Origin of the sequence: Blastococcus capsensis (assembly GCF_030165005.1) — a bacterium.
In the GTDB taxonomy this organism is placed as follows: Bacteria; Actinomycetota; Actinomycetes; order Mycobacteriales; family Geodermatophilaceae; genus Blastococcus; species Blastococcus capsensis.
Window position 1 is genome coordinate 155,856 of the sequence record NZ_JASNNW010000006.1, and the last position, 14,208, is coordinate 170,063.

General features: G+C 73.0%; 14 protein-coding genes. 4 read left to right on the forward strand and 10 right to left on the reverse strand.

All coding sequences use genetic code 11. The features are described 5' to 3' along the window. Positions 1-139: 139 nt before the first annotated feature. The gene (locus tag QOZ86_RS06745; RefSeq protein ID WP_284491201.1) at positions 140-1,189 is read right to left on the reverse strand and encodes a BMP family lipoprotein; all 1,050 of its coding nucleotides are present in this window, start codon (positions 1,187-1,189) and stop codon (positions 140-142) included. Positions 1,190-1,450: 261 nt separating this feature from the next. On the opposite strand from QOZ86_RS06745, the gene QOZ86_RS06750 reads away from it, so the two are divergent. Further along, on the forward strand, positions 1,451-2,764 hold the full coding sequence (locus QOZ86_RS06750; RefSeq protein WP_284491202.1) for a D-alanyl-D-alanine carboxypeptidase family protein: 1,314 nt from the start codon (positions 1,451-1,453) through the stop codon (positions 2,762-2,764). Here QOZ86_RS06750 and QOZ86_RS06755 read toward each other — a convergent pair. The 4 genes from QOZ86_RS06755 to hisC all read right to left on the reverse strand — a co-directional run bounded on the left by QOZ86_RS06755 (position 2,658) and on the right by hisC (position 6,525). Next, a complete protein-coding gene (locus tag QOZ86_RS06755; RefSeq protein ID WP_284491203.1) occupies positions 2,658-3,647 on the reverse strand; it encodes a YihY/virulence factor BrkB family protein in 990 nt (329 codons plus the stop codon). The two genes, QOZ86_RS06750 and QOZ86_RS06755, sit on opposite strands and share 107 nt — an antisense overlap. 99 nt (positions 3,648-3,746) lie before the next feature. Continuing rightward, the gene (locus tag QOZ86_RS06760) at positions 3,747-4,313 is read right to left on the reverse strand and encodes a 2'-5' RNA ligase family protein (RefSeq protein WP_284491204.1); all 567 of its coding nucleotides are present in this window, start codon (positions 4,311-4,313) and stop codon (positions 3,747-3,749) included. Next, positions 4,310-5,332, reverse strand: coding sequence for a tryptophan--tRNA ligase (gene trpS / locus QOZ86_RS06765; protein WP_284491205.1), 1,023 nt, complete (start codon positions 5,330-5,332; stop codon positions 4,310-4,312). The genes QOZ86_RS06760 and trpS overlap by 4 nt, the downstream gene beginning before the upstream one ends. 83 nt (positions 5,333-5,415) lie before the next feature. Next, on the reverse strand, positions 5,416-6,525 hold the full coding sequence (hisC, locus tag QOZ86_RS06770) for a histidinol-phosphate transaminase (protein ID WP_284491206.1): 1,110 nt from the start codon (positions 6,523-6,525) through the stop codon (positions 5,416-5,418). A 41-nt stretch (positions 6,526-6,566) separates the two neighbouring features. Here hisC and galE point away from each other — a divergent pair, with 41 nt between their 5' ends. Continuing rightward, positions 6,567-7,514, forward strand: a complete 948-nt coding sequence (gene galE / locus QOZ86_RS06775; protein ID WP_284491207.1) for a UDP-glucose 4-epimerase GalE — start codon at positions 6,567-6,569, stop codon at positions 7,512-7,514. Positions 7,515-7,578: 64 nt separating this feature from the next. Here the strand turns inward: galE and QOZ86_RS06780 are convergent, their stop codons facing one another. Beyond that, positions 7,579-8,907, reverse strand: coding sequence for a hemolysin family protein (locus QOZ86_RS06780; RefSeq protein ID WP_284491208.1), 1,329 nt, complete (start codon positions 8,905-8,907; stop codon positions 7,579-7,581). A gap of 197 nt (positions 8,908-9,104) precedes the next feature. Between QOZ86_RS06780 and QOZ86_RS06785 the strand changes: the two genes are divergently transcribed. Next, positions 9,105-10,049 carry a CAP domain-containing protein gene (locus QOZ86_RS06785; RefSeq protein ID WP_284491209.1) on the forward strand — a complete coding sequence of 315 codons (945 nt, stop codon included), beginning with the start codon at positions 9,105-9,107 and terminating at the stop codon, positions 10,047-10,049. Between the two features lie 158 nt (positions 10,050-10,207). On the opposite strand, the gene QOZ86_RS06790 is transcribed toward QOZ86_RS06785, so the two are convergent. The 4 genes from QOZ86_RS06790 to QOZ86_RS06805 all read right to left on the reverse strand — a co-directional run bounded on the left by QOZ86_RS06790 (position 10,208) and on the right by QOZ86_RS06805 (position 13,709). Next, a complete protein-coding gene (locus QOZ86_RS06790) occupies positions 10,208-11,422 on the reverse strand; it encodes an NADP-dependent isocitrate dehydrogenase (RefSeq protein ID WP_284491210.1) in 1,215 nt (404 codons plus the stop codon). Between the two features lie 113 nt (positions 11,423-11,535). After that, positions 11,536-12,489: a malate dehydrogenase gene (gene mdh, locus QOZ86_RS06795; RefSeq protein WP_284491211.1), complete on the reverse strand. Its 954-nt coding sequence runs from the start codon at positions 12,487-12,489 to the stop codon at positions 11,536-11,538. Positions 12,490-12,537: 48 nt separating this feature from the next. After that, positions 12,538-12,837, reverse strand: a complete 300-nt coding sequence (locus QOZ86_RS06800; protein ID WP_284491212.1) for a DUF3017 domain-containing protein — start codon at positions 12,835-12,837, stop codon at positions 12,538-12,540. A gap of 2 nt (positions 12,838-12,839) precedes the next feature. Further along, positions 12,840-13,709, reverse strand: coding sequence for a bifunctional methylenetetrahydrofolate dehydrogenase/methenyltetrahydrofolate cyclohydrolase (locus tag QOZ86_RS06805; protein ID WP_284491213.1), 870 nt, complete (start codon positions 13,707-13,709; stop codon positions 12,840-12,842). Positions 13,710-13,831: 122 nt separating this feature from the next. Between QOZ86_RS06805 and QOZ86_RS06810 the strand changes: the two genes are divergently transcribed. Further along, complete coding sequence (locus tag QOZ86_RS06810) at positions 13,832-14,119, forward strand: hypothetical protein (protein ID WP_284491214.1); 288 nt, start codon at positions 13,832-13,834, stop codon at positions 14,117-14,119. The last annotated feature ends 89 nt before the right edge of the window (positions 14,120-14,208 follow it).

Consider the following 14,208-nt stretch of genomic DNA (forward strand, 5'->3'; position numbering starts at 1 on the left):
CGCCTCGCCGTCGGTCGGGCCGCCCCGGGTGGGCCGGCGGCCACGATGACGACGGCGGGCCCGAGCGCATGCGCCCGGGCCCGCCGTGGATCGAACCGAGGGACGCGGGCCCGCCCCGGGGGCGGGCCCGCGCTCCGGGTCACGGTGTGCTCGGGACCTCGATCTCGCCGTCGATGATCTGCTGGCGGTACTCCTCGATCTGGCCCTGGATGTCGTCGATCTGGCCGCCGGAGGTGGCCAGGCCGACGCCGTCGCTCGCCAGGTCGTTGGTGATGTCGACGCCACCCTGGACGTTGCCCTCGGAGTAGTCGGTGATGAACGCCTCCACGGCGTTGTCGACCCGCTTGAGCATCGAGGTCATGATCACGGCCTGGAGCTCCGGGTCGTCGACCGTCTGGTACTGGTCGGAGTCGACGCCGATCGCGCGGTTGCCGGTCTCGGCCGCCGCCTGGAAGACACCGGTGCCCGAGCCGCCTGCCGCGTGGTAGACGATGTCGGCGCCGGCGTCGTACATGCTGCGGGCCAGGATCTGCCCGCGCGCCGGGTCGCCGAAGCCGGAGAAGTCACCGGCCGGCGAGATGTACTCGACGTCGACCTGGATGTCGGGGTTGACCGCTTTGGCGCCGGCCACGTACCCCGCCTCGAACTTCTGGATCAGCGGCATCTCGACGCCACCGATGAAACCGATGTGGTCGGTCTCGCTCTTCAGCGCCGCAGCAGCGCCGGCGAGGAAGGACCCCTGCTCCTCGGCGAACAGCAGACCGGTCACGTTCTCGACCCCGAGCTCGGCGACCGACGAGTCGACGATCGCGAAGGTGGTGTCGGGGAACTCCTCGGCGACCTCGGCGATCGACTCGCCGTACGCGAAGCCGACGGCGATGACCGGGTCGAAGCCCTCCTGGGCCAGGTTGGCCAGGCCCTCGACGCGGTCGGAGCCGTCCTCGTTCGGGCTGAACTCCTGGACGTCACCGCCGAGCGCCTCGACGGCGGCCTCCGCGCCGGCGTAGGCCGAGTCGTTGAACGACTGGTCGCCGCGGCCACCCACGTCGTACGCGAGGCCGACCTGGAGGTCCTCCGCGGTCGCGCCGGTGTTCCCGCCCGCCTCGGGCTCCTCGTCGCTCGCGCAGGCCGCCAGGGCCAGGCTGCCGGCCAGCAGCAGCGCCACGCCGCGCGCGCTGGCCTTCGTCATCCGCGCTCCGCGCAAGACGATCTCCTTCGCTGGGGGGAGGCGCCCGCCGCACGGCGGCGTCTCCCGGGGGTGTGGATGTGCACGTGTCCGGCGGCCCGCGTGCGGCGGGTCGTGCGTCACGCCCCGGACGCTAATCGCGCCGACGGAGGGGGCTGCCACCCTCGGCACGGACTGAGACCCGATCGTTGCGAAGGCTCATTCGTTCGGGCACTGCGCCTCCCGGACGCCGTGGCGCACGTCACCTGCGCATAGCCTCCGGACATGGGACGACGGTGGCGGGCGGCGGCAGCGGCCGCCCTGGTCGCCCTGCTGGCGCCCGTCGGTGCGGCGCAGGCCGGGCCGGCCCGCGAGACCACGGCTCCGTCCTCGTGGCCCGCCGTCGACCACGCCGCCCCGACCCCGACCGCGCCCCGCACCGGGTTACCGCCGCGGGGCAGCGCGCCCGACGGCGGCACCGTGGGCGGTGACCGGCTGCGCACCCGTGGGGTGGTGGTGGCCGCCGGCGCTCCCCCGTTGCCCGCCGGCATCGCGGCGTCCGGCTGGCTGGTCGCCGACGCAGGCACCGGGGCGGTGCTGGGTGCGCGGGATCCGCACGGCCGCTACTACCCCGCGAGCACGCTGAAGACGCTGACCTTCCTGACCCTGGCCCACCGGCTGGACCCGGCCGAGGTCGTGGTGGGCACGGTGGCCGACGAACAGGTGGAGGGCAGCCGGGTCGGGCTGGTCGCCGGCGGGCGGTACCCGGTGTCGCTGCTGTTCACCGCGCTGGTGCTGCAGTCGGGCAACGACGCGGCGAACGCGCTGGCCCGCGCAGCCGGCGGCGAGGCCGCCACCCTTGCCGCGATGAACCGGACCGCCCGGGACCTCGGTGCCTTCGACACCGTCGCCGGCACCTCGTCGGGCCTCGACGTCGTCGGGCAGTCCTCCTCCGCCTACGACCTGGCGCTGTTCTTCCGCGCCCTCCTGGAAGATCCCGCCACCGCCGCCGTGCTGCGTGTCCCGACCGCCGACATGCCGGCGGTCGAGGGCCGGTTCCCCGGCTTCCAGATCCAGAACCAGAACCCGCTGCTCGGCACCTATCCGGGCAACCTGGGCGCCAAGACCGGGTTCACCGACGCCGCCCGGCACACGTTCGTCACCGCGGCCGAGCGCGACGGCCGGCGGCTGGTGGTCAGCGTGCTGGACACCGAGAGCGTGCCGCTGCGGGCGGCCGACCAGGCCGCACTGCTGCTCGACTGGGGCTTCGCCGTCCCGGCCGGCACCGCTGGGGTCGGTCGGCTCGTCCGCCCCGCCGACCTCGTGGCGACGCCGACGCCGGCTCCGATGGCGGCTCCGACGGCACCCGCGGTGGACACCTCGCCGGTCTCCCGGCCGGACCCGTCCCCGGCCACCGCACCCGTCGCGGAGGACTCCCTGCCCTGGATCGCGGTGGCCCTGACCGTCGCGGCGATCGGCGGGGTCGCTGCGGTCAGCGTGCGGACGTCCGGTCGCCGTCGGGGGCGTCGGTCCTCGTCGGCCCCGCTGCCGGGGCGGCGTCCGCCACCGCCGGGAGGCTGGCCGTCCAGGCCGCGGTGAAGAACGCGAACCGGAAGACGATGTTGATCCAGACCAGGATCCCGACCGCGCCGCCGAAGGCCGACGCGGTCACGCTGCCGGAGATGACCGACAGGTAGAGGTTGCCGATCAGCTTCAGCGCCTCGAACCCGGCGGCACCGAACAGCGCCCCCGGCAGCAGCCGGCGCAGGGGGTGCCTGGTCGAGGGCACCACCTTCAGCAGCCACAGGAAGACGACGGTGTCGCCGGCGAAGGCCAGTGCGAGGCTGATGACCGCGGTCAGGATGAACAGACCCGGCGCGTCCTGGAGGCCGAGCACCTCGAGCAGCCAGCCGGTGGCCCAGGTGGCCACCCCGGTCAGCCCCAAGCTGAGGATCCCGAGAGCGCCCAGCAGGATGAGCGCCAGGATGTCCTGGACGTTGTCGCGCAGGAACTCCGGTTCCTCCGGGTGCCCCTTCCAGATGCGCTCCATGCCGATGCGCAGCTTGTCCATGGCGCGCAGGCCCGCGTAGAGGAAGCCGACCAGGCCGATGAGCCCGACCACGCCGGCGGAGCCGACGGCGGCCTGGAGGTTGGTGACGATCTCCTGGCCGGTGGAGCCGGGGAAGGTGTCGCGGATGGCGCCGTACAGCTCCCGCTGGAGCAGCTCGTTGCCCGAGAGCACCAGCCCGATGATCGAGGCGATCAGCATCAGCACCGGGAAGAGCCCCAGGAACGCGAAGTAGGTGACGCCGGCGGCCATCAGGTCGCCCTGCGTCCGCTGGTACCGGCCACCGGCGCGGGCGAGGTGGTCCAGCCACGGGGAACGCCGGCGGGCGGCCTCGCCGGTGGACTCGATGCGGTCCCACATCCGGGCGGGCCAGGCCTTGCGGGCCGGGTCGTCACCGGTGCGGGAGGAACTCACCGCCCGAGTCTCGGCGATCGGCTTCCGCGCCGCGCCCCGGCGGCCGCTTGCGGGGTCCCGCCGCAAGCCTGCGAGCGGCGGGGGGCGAGGGATCCTTCTTCAGTGCGCGGGACCGGTGAGCGGGTACTCGCCGGCGACCGCCCAGCCGCCGTCAGCGGTCTGCTCGAACTCGCTGAAGTGCTGGACGCGGAACTCCGCGGACAGCTCCTGCAGCCCGCTGTAGGCGAACTCCAGCATGTCGGCCGGGACGTCGTGGGCCACCGTCACGTGCGGGTGGTACGGGAACGACAACGCGCGGGCCAGCGGCACCTGGCGGATGTCGTTGGCCAGCAGCTCGCAGTTGCCGATGCCGCGGGCTACGGCCACGAACACGACGTCGCTGACCGGCGTGAAGGTGCCGGTCCCCGACAGGTGCATGTCGAAGGGCGGGTGGCCGGCGGCGACGTCGGCGAGGTGCGCACGGATGGCGGAGCGGTCGGCCACCGGCACCTCGGTCGGAGGCAGCAGGGTCACGTGCGGCGGGACGACCCTCGCCTGCGGGTCGCCGACCTTGGTCCGCCAGTCGACGAGCAGCTGCGCCCACGGTTCGGGGATCGGCAGGATCACGCCCAGCACGGCCGTCTCCGGAGGCCGCGGGCGCCGGACGACGAAGGTGTCGTCGTTCATGCCGGGAACCCGGCCGCCGGCAGGAAGCCCACCCGGTCGTAGACGCTCGCCAACGTCCTCGCCGCGACCTCGCGCGCCCGCCCCGCGCCGGCGGCGAGCAGCCGCTCGAGCTCGGCGGGATCGGCCAGCAGCGAGGCCGTGCGCTGCTGCACCGGAGCGAGCGCGTCGGTGACCACCTCCGCGAGCTCCTTCTTCAGGTCGCCGTAGCCGCGGCCGGCGAAGTGCTCCTCCAGCTGGGCGATGCTCTGCCCGGAGAGCGCCGAGTGGATGGTGAGCAGATTGGTGACACCCGGCTTGGCGACCGGGTCGGCCACGACCTCGCGGCCGGTGTCGGTGACCGCCGAGCGGATCTTCTTGGCGGACACCTTCGGGTCGTCGAGCAGCGAGAGACAGCCGGCACCGGGCAGGCTCTTGCTCATCTGCTTCTCCGGCGTCTGCAGATCCAGCACCTTGGCCGTCCCCTGGGGGATGAACGCCTCCGGCACGGTGAACGTGGGGCCGAACCTGTTGTTGAACCGGCTCGCGATGTCCCGGGTCAGCTCCAGGTGCTGCCGCTGGTCCTCACCCACCGGTACCCGGGCGGCCTGGTAGAGCAGGATGTCGGCGGCCTGCAGGATCGGGTAGGTGAAGAGCCCGACCGTGGTGCTGGCTGCGCCTTGACGCTGGCTCTTGTCCTTGAACTGGGTCATCCGGCTGGCCTCGCCGAAACCGGTGAGGCACTGCAGCACCCAGCCCAGCTGGGCGTGCTCGGGCACGTGGCTCTGCACGAACAGGGTGCTGCGGTCGGGGTCCACTCCCAGCGCCAGGAGCTGGGCGGCCGACACCAGCGTGCGCCGGCGGAGGACCGCGGGGTCCTGCTCGACGGTGATCGCGTGCAGGTCGACGACGCAGTAGAAGGCCTCGTGGTCGTCCTGCAGGGCGACCCACTGCCGCAGCGCACCCAGGAGGTTGCCGAGGTGGAAGGAGTCCGCCGTCGGCTGGATGCCGGACAGCACTCGGGGAAGAGCCACGTCGGTCATCAAACCAGCCCCGAGGGCCACCTGTTCCGGCCTCCCCCGTTCCGTCGCGCCGCCGGCCGACGCGGCCGCGGGCCCGGGGCAGGTCACGCCGCCGTGGCGGCCAGTGCATCGTCCAGCGCGGCGAGGAAGACGTCGTCCTCCTCGGGCGTGCCGACCGTGACCCGGATGCCCTCGCCGGCGAAGGGTCGGGTGATGACCGCCCGGGCCTCCAGGGCGCCGGCCAGCTCCGCCGTCCGCTCCCCCAGCGGCAACCAGACGAAGTTCGCCTGGCTGTCCGCCACCTCGAGCCCGCGCCGCCGCAGCGCACCGGTCAGCCGGTCGCGTTCGGCGACGACGGCGGCGCACCGGGCGCGCACCTCCTCCTCGCTGGCCAGCGCCGCCACCGCGGCCGCCTGCGCGACCATGCCGACGCTGAACGGCAGGTGCGTCTTGCGCACCGCCTCGGCGACCGCGGGATCCTCGGCCAGCAGGTAGCCCACCCGCAGGCCGGCCAGCCCCCACGCCTTCGAGAACGTGCGGAGGACGGCGACGTTCGGCCGCCCGCGCATCAGCTCGACGCCGTCCGGCACGTCGGGGTCGGTGACGAACTCCCGGTAGGCCTCGTCGAGGACGACCAGTGTCTCGGCCGGCACCGCGCCGAGGAAGCGCTCCAGCTCCGTGCGGCGCACGGCCGTCCCGGTGGGGTTGTTGGGATTGCAGACGAAGACCAGGCGGGTGGTGCCGTCGAGCGCCGCGGCGAGCGAATCCAGGTCGTGGGTGTCCGGCGTTCCGCCGTCCCGCCCGTGCATCAGCGGGACCTGCACGGCGCGGGCGCCGGCCACCCGGGCCAGTAGCGGGTACATCTCGAAGGAGCGCCAGGCGAACGCGATGCCGGTGCCCGGGTCGTTGTAGGCCTGGGCCAGCTCCTGGCAGATGGCGACCGCGCCGCAGCCGGTGGCCACCTGCGCCGGGTCGACGCCGTACCGCTCGGCCAGCGCCCGGGTGAGGACCACCGCGCCGTTGTCGGGGTAACGATTGGTCTCGGTGACCGCCGCGGTCACGGCCTGGACCACAGCGGGCAGCGGCGGGAAGGCGACCTCGTTGCTGGCCAGCTTCACCGCCCGCTCGACGCCGATCTCCCGGGCCAGGTCGGCCGGGTTGCGGCCGGGCTTGTAAGCGGGGAGCGACTGAACCGCCGGTCGGGCACTGACCACGAGATCCTCCACCTCCACGGCCGCCCTCATAGGGTGGGCCGATGCGCGTACTCGTCGCCGGCGGAGCCGGCTACATCGGCAGCGTAGTGACGGCGGCCCTGCTGGCCGACGGGCACGAGGTCACCGTCCTCGACGACCTCTCGACCGGTCACGCGGACGCCGTGCCCTCCGGGACCACGTTCGCCGAGGTGTCGTTGCACGACTCGGCGCCGGTGCTGGCCGACGTCCGCCCGGACGCGGTGCTGCACTTCGCCGCGAAGAGCCTGGTCGGGGTGTCCCAGCAGCGCCCCGAGGACTACTGGGACACCAACGTCGGCGGCACCTTCGCCCTGCTCGAGGCGATGCGGGCGGCCGACTGCCGCCGGATCGTCTTCTCCTCGACCGCGGCCACCTACGGCGAGCCCGACCAGGTGCCCATCCGCGAGGACGCACCCACCCGGCCGACCAACACCTACGGCGCCTCCAAGCTCGCCGTCGACCACATGCTGACCTCCTACGCCGTCGCGCACGGCTTCGCGGCGGTGAGCCTGCGGTACTTCAACGTCGCGGGGGCGGCCTACGGCCTGGGTGAGCGGCACACCACGGAGACCCACCTCATCCCCATCGCCCTCCAGGTGGCGGCCGGGCAGCGCGAGTCGCTCACCGTCTACGGCCAGGACTACCCGACGCCCGACGGGACCTGCATCCGCGACTACGTGCACGTCGAGGACCTCTCCGACGCCCACCTGCTGGCGCTGCCGGCGCCGGCGGCCGGCGAGCACCGGATCTACAACCTGGGCAACGGCACCGGGTTCTCGGTGCAGGAGGTGGTCGAGGCCGCCCGCGAGGTGACCGGTCACCCGATCCCGGTGACCGTCGGCGAGCGGCGGGCCGGCGACCCCGCCCAGCTGGTCGCGTCCAGCGACCGGATCCGCACCGAACTGGGCTGGACGCCGAAGCACACCGACCTGGTCGGCATCGTCCGGGACGCCTGGGACGTCGCCCGGTAGAAGGACCCCTCTGCCCCCCCACCGCTCGCAGGCTCGCGTCGGGACCCTGCAGAGGGGCCGACCGTCAGCCGGCGGAGGCCTCGCTGCGGTCCTCCTCGTCGGGCGCCGGCGCCGGCGGCGGGCTGACCACCAGCCGGGCGATCCGCCGTCCGTCGAGCTCGAGGACCGTGATCGTCCGGCCTTCGAGCTCGACGCTGTCGCCGACCTGGGGTAGCCGGCCGAGCACCGCGAGCACGTAGCCGGCCGCCGTCTCGTACGGCCCCTCGGGCAGCTGGAGGCCGGTGGACTCGGCGAAGTCGTCCAGGTTGAGCAGGCCGTCGACCTCGCGGGGCGCGTCAGGTGACTGCTTCGCCTCCGGGGTGACCTCCTCGTCGTACTCGTCGTAGATCTCCCCGATGACCTCCTCGATCAGGTCCTCCAGGGTGACGATCCCGTCGGTGCCGCCGTACTCGTCGACGACGATCGCCAGGTGCTGGTTCTCCCGGCGCATCTCGCTGAGCACGGTCAGGACGCCGGCGGTACCCGGCAGCCGGGTGACGTCGCGGGCGAGGTCGCCGACGGTGGCGGCGCGGCCGGCCGGATGGTTGGGCAGGAAGAGGTCGCGCACGTGGACGAAGCCGGTGACGTCGTCCTGGTCCCGCCCGACGACCGGGAACCGTGACCAGTTCGACTCGGCGACGAGCCTGGCCGCGCGGCTGGCGGTCATGGACGCATCGAGGAACTGCACCTCGGTGCGCGGGGTCATGACCTCGCGCACCTCGCGCTCGCCGGCCCGGAAGACCTCGTCGATCAGCCGGCGCTCGTCGCTGCTGAGCGACTCGTGCGCCGCCACGAGGTCGCGCAGCTCCTCCTGGCTGATGGACTCGCCGCTGATCTTCGGGTCGCCGCCCAGGAGCCGGACCAGGACGTTGGTCGACTTCGACAGCAGCCAGATCACCGGCCGGGAGAGCTTGGCCAGCAGGTTCAGGGGGGCCGCGACGAGGAGCGCGAATCCCTCCGCGCGCTGCAGCGCCAGCCGCTTGGGGGTCAGCTCGCCGACCACGAGCGACAGGTAGCTGATCGCGATGGTGACCAGGACGAGGGCCAGTGTCCCGGCCAGCCCCTCACCGATGCCGCGGCTCACCAGCCAGTCGGCGAACGGCTGGGACAGCGTGCTGGCACCGAAAGCTGCGGAGAAGAACCCGGCGAAGGTCACACCGACCTGGACCGCCGCGAGGAACCGGTTGGGGTCGCTGAGCAGCTTCTGCACGGCCTGGCCGCGGCGGCCCTGCTCGGCCAGGGAGCGCACCTGCCCCTCGCGGAGGGAGACGAGCGCGATCTCGGCGCCGGAGAACACGCCGCCGATCAGGACGAAGACGATGACCATGACGATGCTGAGCCAGACGTCGCTCACCGGCGGCGTGCTCCTCGGGGTTGGTGGTGCGGGCGGACGTGCCCATGGTGCCGGTCCTTGCTGGCCGACGGAGTCGCGGGCACAACCGGAGCCCCCGGTTCGACCGGTGAGCCCGCCCACTGCGCGGGACTACCGCTGCGGACACAGCACGGTTAGTCTCCAGTCGATAACGGATCGTGATCAACCTGAGGACCTCGATGCGCCACCGGCCTTCCGCTCCCCCGCGGCCGCACCGACCGAGCGTTCGCACCCCGCGGCCGGGGCGCTCCCGATCCGGCCGGCTCTACTCCCTCGCGGGCCGGCTGTCCCGGGTCCTCGTCGCGACGGCGGCGGTCACCGCGACGCTGCTGGTGGTACCGGTCCTGCCCGGCCCTGCCGAATCGCCGACCGTGGGGCTCGACGCGAGCTCCCGGTCGGGGGCCGCCGGGTCGCAGGAGTCCTCCACCTCGGCGTTCCCCGGCACCTCCCCCGCGCCGGTCGCCACCGGCGGCGCCCCGGCCGGCCCAGCCGTCGCGGCGCCGTCCCCGCCGCCCATCGACACCCTGCCGGCCGCGCCCCCGTCCACCGCGCCCCCGTCCACCGCGACCCCGACGACCGGGACCCCGACGGCCGACGTCGCGGCCGAGACCCCGACGGCCGACGTCGCGGCCGAGACCCCGACGGCCGACGTCGCGGCCGGCGCCCCGGTGCCCGTCCCGGCCCCGACGCCTCCCCCTGCACCCCCCGCTGGCGCGGCGCCGAGGGCGACCGTCGCGGCCGCCCAACCGGCCGGCTCCCCCGGCGAGGCGCAGGTGCTGGCGCTGGTGAATGCCGAGCGCGGACGTGCGGGGTGCGGACCGCTCACCGCCGACCCAGGGCTGGCCGCGGTGGCCCGGGCGCACAGCACCGACATGCGCGACCGCGGGTTCTTCGACCACGTGAACCTCGACGGGCTGGACCCCTTCGACCGCGCGGACAGGGCCGGCGTCGCCGCGCGGGCGGAGAACATCGCCCGGGGCCAGGCCGACGCCGCCGCCGTCATGACCTCGTGGATGAACAGCCCGGGGCACCGGCAGAACATCCTCGACTGCAGCCTGACCCGGCTCGGGGTCGGCATCGCCGCGGGCCCCGGCGGCCCCTGGTGGACCCAGCTCTTCGGCTGACCCCACCCCCACCCCAGCACGCTCATGCGCATGGATGCGGTTCTGCGCCCCGGATGACCGCATCCATGCGCATACCGGCGCCATGGCGCCGCCCCCGGACGCGCAACGGCCCCCTCACCCGCAGGGTGAGGGGGCCGCCGGCGGTCAGCTCAGGGCGCTCAGGCCATGGCCTTCTGCAGGTTGGTGTCGATGGCCGCCAGGAAGTCCTGGGTGGTCAGCCACGGCTGGTCCTTGGAGATCAGCAGCGCGAGGTCCTTGGTCATCTGGCCGCTCTCGACGGTGTCGATGCAGACCTTCTCCAGCGTCTCGGCGAAGCGGGTCACCTCCGGGGTGTTGTCCAGCTTGCCGCGGTGGGCCAGACCCCGGGTCCAGGCGAAGATGGAGGCGATCGGGTTCGTCGACGTCTCCTTGCCCTGCTGGTGCTGCCGGAAGTGGCGGGTCACCGTCCCGTGGGCGGCCTCGGCCTCGACCGTGCGGCCGTCGGGGCTCATCAGCACCGAGGTCATGAGGCCGAGCGAGCCGAAGCCCTGGGCGACGGTGTCGGACTGCACGTCACCGTCGTAGTTCTTGCAGGCCCACACGTAGCCGCCCTCCCATTTGAGGGACGCGGCGACCATGTCGTCGATGAGCCGGTGCTCGTAGGTGATGCCGGCGGACTCGAACTTGTCCTTGAACTCGGCCTGGAAGACCTCCTCGAACAGGTCCTTGAAGCGGCCGTCGTAGGCCTTGAGGATCGTGTTCTTGGTCGACAGGTAGACGGGGTAGTTGCGCTGCAAGCCGTAGTTCATCGAGGCCCGCGCGAAGTCGCGGATCGAGTCGTCGAGGTTGTACATCGCCATCGCGACGCCGCCGCCCGGCGACTGGAAGACCTCGTGCTCGATCGGCGCGGAGCCGTCGGCAGGCTGGAAGCTGATCGTCAGCGTGCCCTCGCCGGGGAACTTGAAATCGGTGGCGCGGTACTGGTCGCCGAAGGCGTGGCGGCCGACGACGATCGGCTTGGTCCAGCCCGGCACCAGCCGCGGCACGTTCTCCATGATGATCGGCTCGCGGAAGATGACGCCGCCGAGGATGTTGCGGATCGTCCCGTTGGGCGAGCGGTACATCCGCTTCAGACCGAACTCCTCGACCCGCGCCTCGTCCGGCGTGATCGTCGCACACTTGACGCCGACGCCGTGCTTCTTGATGGCGTTCGCGGAGTCGACGGTGATCTGGTCGTCGGTCGCGTCCCGGGCCTCGATGCCCAGGTCGTAGTACTCGAGGTTCACATCGAGGTACGGCAGGATCAGCTGGTCCTTGATGAACTGCCAGATGATCCGGGTCATCTCGTCGCCGTCGAGTTCGACGACGGTGCCCTCGACCTTGATCTTGCTCACTTGCTCTCCTCGCTGGCGCTCGTCGGCTGCGTTCGCAGCCGCTGCTCTGTCATCGGTGCGCTCGCAAGCTCGCGCACTCAGGTGTTCCCTCTCTGCGGCTCTGAGCGTGCGGCTCAGAGGTCGGCTACGTCAGCCTGCTTGGCGCGTACGGCCTCGGCCGCCTCGCGCAGCCCGGTCAGTTCGCTCTCGGCCAGGTCGCTCTCGACGACCCGCCGCACACCGTTCCGGCCGATCTCGGCCTCGACGCCCAGGTAGACGCCGTTGATCCCGTATTCGCCGTCGACCCAGGCGCAGACCGGCATGACGGCACCGGAATCCTCCATGACCGCCTTGGCCATCCGGGCGGCGGCGGCCGACGGCGCGTAGTACGCCGAGCCCGTCTTCAGCAGCGCCACGACCTCTGCGCCACCGTTGCGGGTGCGGTCGACCAGGTGCGCGATCCGGTCCGCGGCCATCACCTCGGACAGCGGCTTGCCGTCCACCGTGCAGCGCGAGGGCACCGGCACCATCGTGTCGCCGTGCGAGCCCAGGGTGAGGGTCTGCACGGAGCCGACCGGGACGCCGAGCTCCTCGGCGACGTTGTTGGTGAAGCGGGCCGTGTCGAGCATGCCCGCCTGGCCCATGACCCGGTGCCTCGGGAAACCGGTGGCCAGCTGTGCCAGCGCCGTCATCTCGTCCAGCGGGTTGGACACGACGATGACCACGGCGTCCGGCGAGGTCTGCGCGATGTTCTCCGAGACCTGGCGGACGATGCCGGCATTGGTCTCGATCAGGTCCATCCGGCTCATGCCGGGCTTGCGCGGCAGACCCGCGGTGATCACGACGACGTCGGAGCCCTCGGTGCCCTCGTAGGACCCGCCGCCGACGCCGACGACCGTGGTCTCGAAGCCCTCGATCGGCCGGGACTGGTTCATGTCGAGGGCCAGTCCCTCGGGCTTGCCCTCCACGATGTCGGTGAGCACGACGGTTTCGAAGATGCCGTACTCCGCGAGGCGCAGAGCGGTGGTGGAGCCGTAGAAACCGGCACCGACCACGGTGACCTTCCCGTTCCCGGGCTGCTTCGCCATGGCGGTCAACCTATCGCTGGTCGCCGTCCCGCGCTGCCGGGGGTCCGTTCACGTACCGGGAATCGACAGCGCGGCGACGGCGAGGGCGAGGCCGACCCCGGCCATGAGCACGACGTCGACCGCCCGGCTGCGCACGGCGAGGAAGCCGACCCGGCGCACCGGCAGCAGCAACCGCAGCACCGCGGCGCCCACCAGGGCCAGTGCCACGACGACCAGGCCCCAGCGCCAGTGCTCGAAGGTGACCAGGACCAGTCCGGCGCCGACCACGAGCAGCACCGCCAGCAGCGGCAGCTGCCGCACGAGCCCGGCCAGGAAAGGCCGGCGGACGTAGAGCGGCGGGCGGCTCACCGTCAGGCCGGGAGAGCCCCGGGTGCGGCCGCCTGCTCCGCGGCGAGCACCACGTTCTGCAGCAGCATGGCCCGGGTCATCGGGCCCACTCCCCCGGGGTTGGGGGCCACGTGGCCGGCGACGTCGGCGACGTCGAGCGCGACGTCACCGGCGATCTTCCCGTCGACCCGGCTCACGCCCACGTCGAGCACGGCGGCCCCCGGCCGCACCATGTCCGCGGTGATCAGCCCGGGCACCCCGGCGGCGGCGACCACGATGTCGGCGGAACGGACGTGCCCGGCGACGTCGCGGGTGCCGGTGTGGCACAGGGTCACCGTGGCGTTCTCCGACCGGCGGGTGAGGAGCAGGCCGAGCGGGCGGCCCACCGTGATGCCGCGACCGATGACGACGACCTCCGCTCCGGCGATCGGCACGTCGTGGCGGCGCAGCAGCTCGACGATGCCGACCGGGGTGCAGGGCAGCGGGCCGGACACGTTCAGGACCAGGCGGCCCAGGTTGACCGGATGCAGCCCGTCCGCATCCTTGACGGGATCCATCGCCTCCAGGACGGCGCTCTCCTCGATGCCCTCCGGCAGCGGGAGCTGGACGATGTAGCCGGTGCAGGTGGGGTCGGCGTTCAGCTCCTCCACCACGGCGAGCACGTCGGCCTGGCTGGCTGTGGCGGGGAGTTCCCGCTGGATGCTCGCGATGCCGACCTGGGCGCAGTCGGAGTGCTTCGCGTTCACGTACCAGCGGCTGCCGGGATCGTCGCCGACGAGCAGCGTGCCCAGCCCCGGCCGGCGACCGGCCGCGGTGAGGGCTGCCACCCGTTCGGTGAGCTCCTCGCGGATCGTCGCCGCGGTGGCCTTGCCGTCCAGGATCGTCGCGGGCACGCCGACAGTCTGCCGGAGAGGGTCCCGCCGACGCCGATCCGGCCCTGGCCTCGCCGTGCGGGTCGTCCGGCCCGGCGACATGCGGAGGTGCGCGATGACCGAGCGCGACCGGAGCAGGACCGGTGCGACCGCGTCCCACGGCGCCGGTCTACTCCGACCGGCCGGTGGCCTTTCGCGGCCCCGAGAGCCTCGGCGGCCAGCTGCTCTGGCTCCCCGCCCGCACCCACCGGTTCCTCGGGTCCGTGGCACTCCTGGTCAGCGCCGTCGTCACCGCGGCCGTCGTCGTCCCGCTCGCGGACGTCGACTGGGAGGTCGGCGCCTTCGGTCCCGGCTTCTGGTGCGCGATCGCCGTCGCCGTCCTCGGCCTGCTCGGGTCGCTGAAGGCGCTGCTGACCGGCCCGAGGTACTGAGCACATCGTCATCCTCCGGATGACGACGCGGCCAACGGCCGTCCCCAGCTGCGCGGCGCCGCTGAGTCACGCCTGCGCGGACCCTCCGG

Bases quoted from the DNA above. Each gene is read 5' to 3' on its own strand.
- QOZ86_RS06745 (WP_284491201.1), bottom strand. From the start codon at position 1,189: ATGACGAAGGCCAGCGCGCGCGGCGTGGCGCTGCTGCTGGCCGGCAGC.
- QOZ86_RS06750 (WP_284491202.1), top strand. From the start codon at position 1,451: ATGGGACGACGGTGGCGGGCGGCGGCAGCGGCCGCCCTGGTCGCCCTG.
- QOZ86_RS06760 (WP_284491204.1), bottom strand. From the start codon at position 4,313: ATGAACGACGACACCTTCGTCGTCCGGCGCCCGCGGCCTCCGGAGACG.
- trpS (WP_284491205.1), bottom strand. From the start codon at position 5,332: ATGACCGACGTGGCTCTTCCCCGAGTGCTGTCCGGCATCCAGCCGACG.
- galE (WP_284491207.1), top strand. From the start codon at position 6,567: ATGCGCGTACTCGTCGCCGGCGGAGCCGGCTACATCGGCAGCGTAGTG.
- QOZ86_RS06785 (WP_284491209.1), top strand. From the start codon at position 9,105: ATGCGCCACCGGCCTTCCGCTCCCCCGCGGCCGCACCGACCGAGCGTT.
- mdh (WP_284491211.1), bottom strand. From the start codon at position 12,489: ATGGCGAAGCAGCCCGGGAACGGGAAGGTCACCGTGGTCGGTGCCGGT.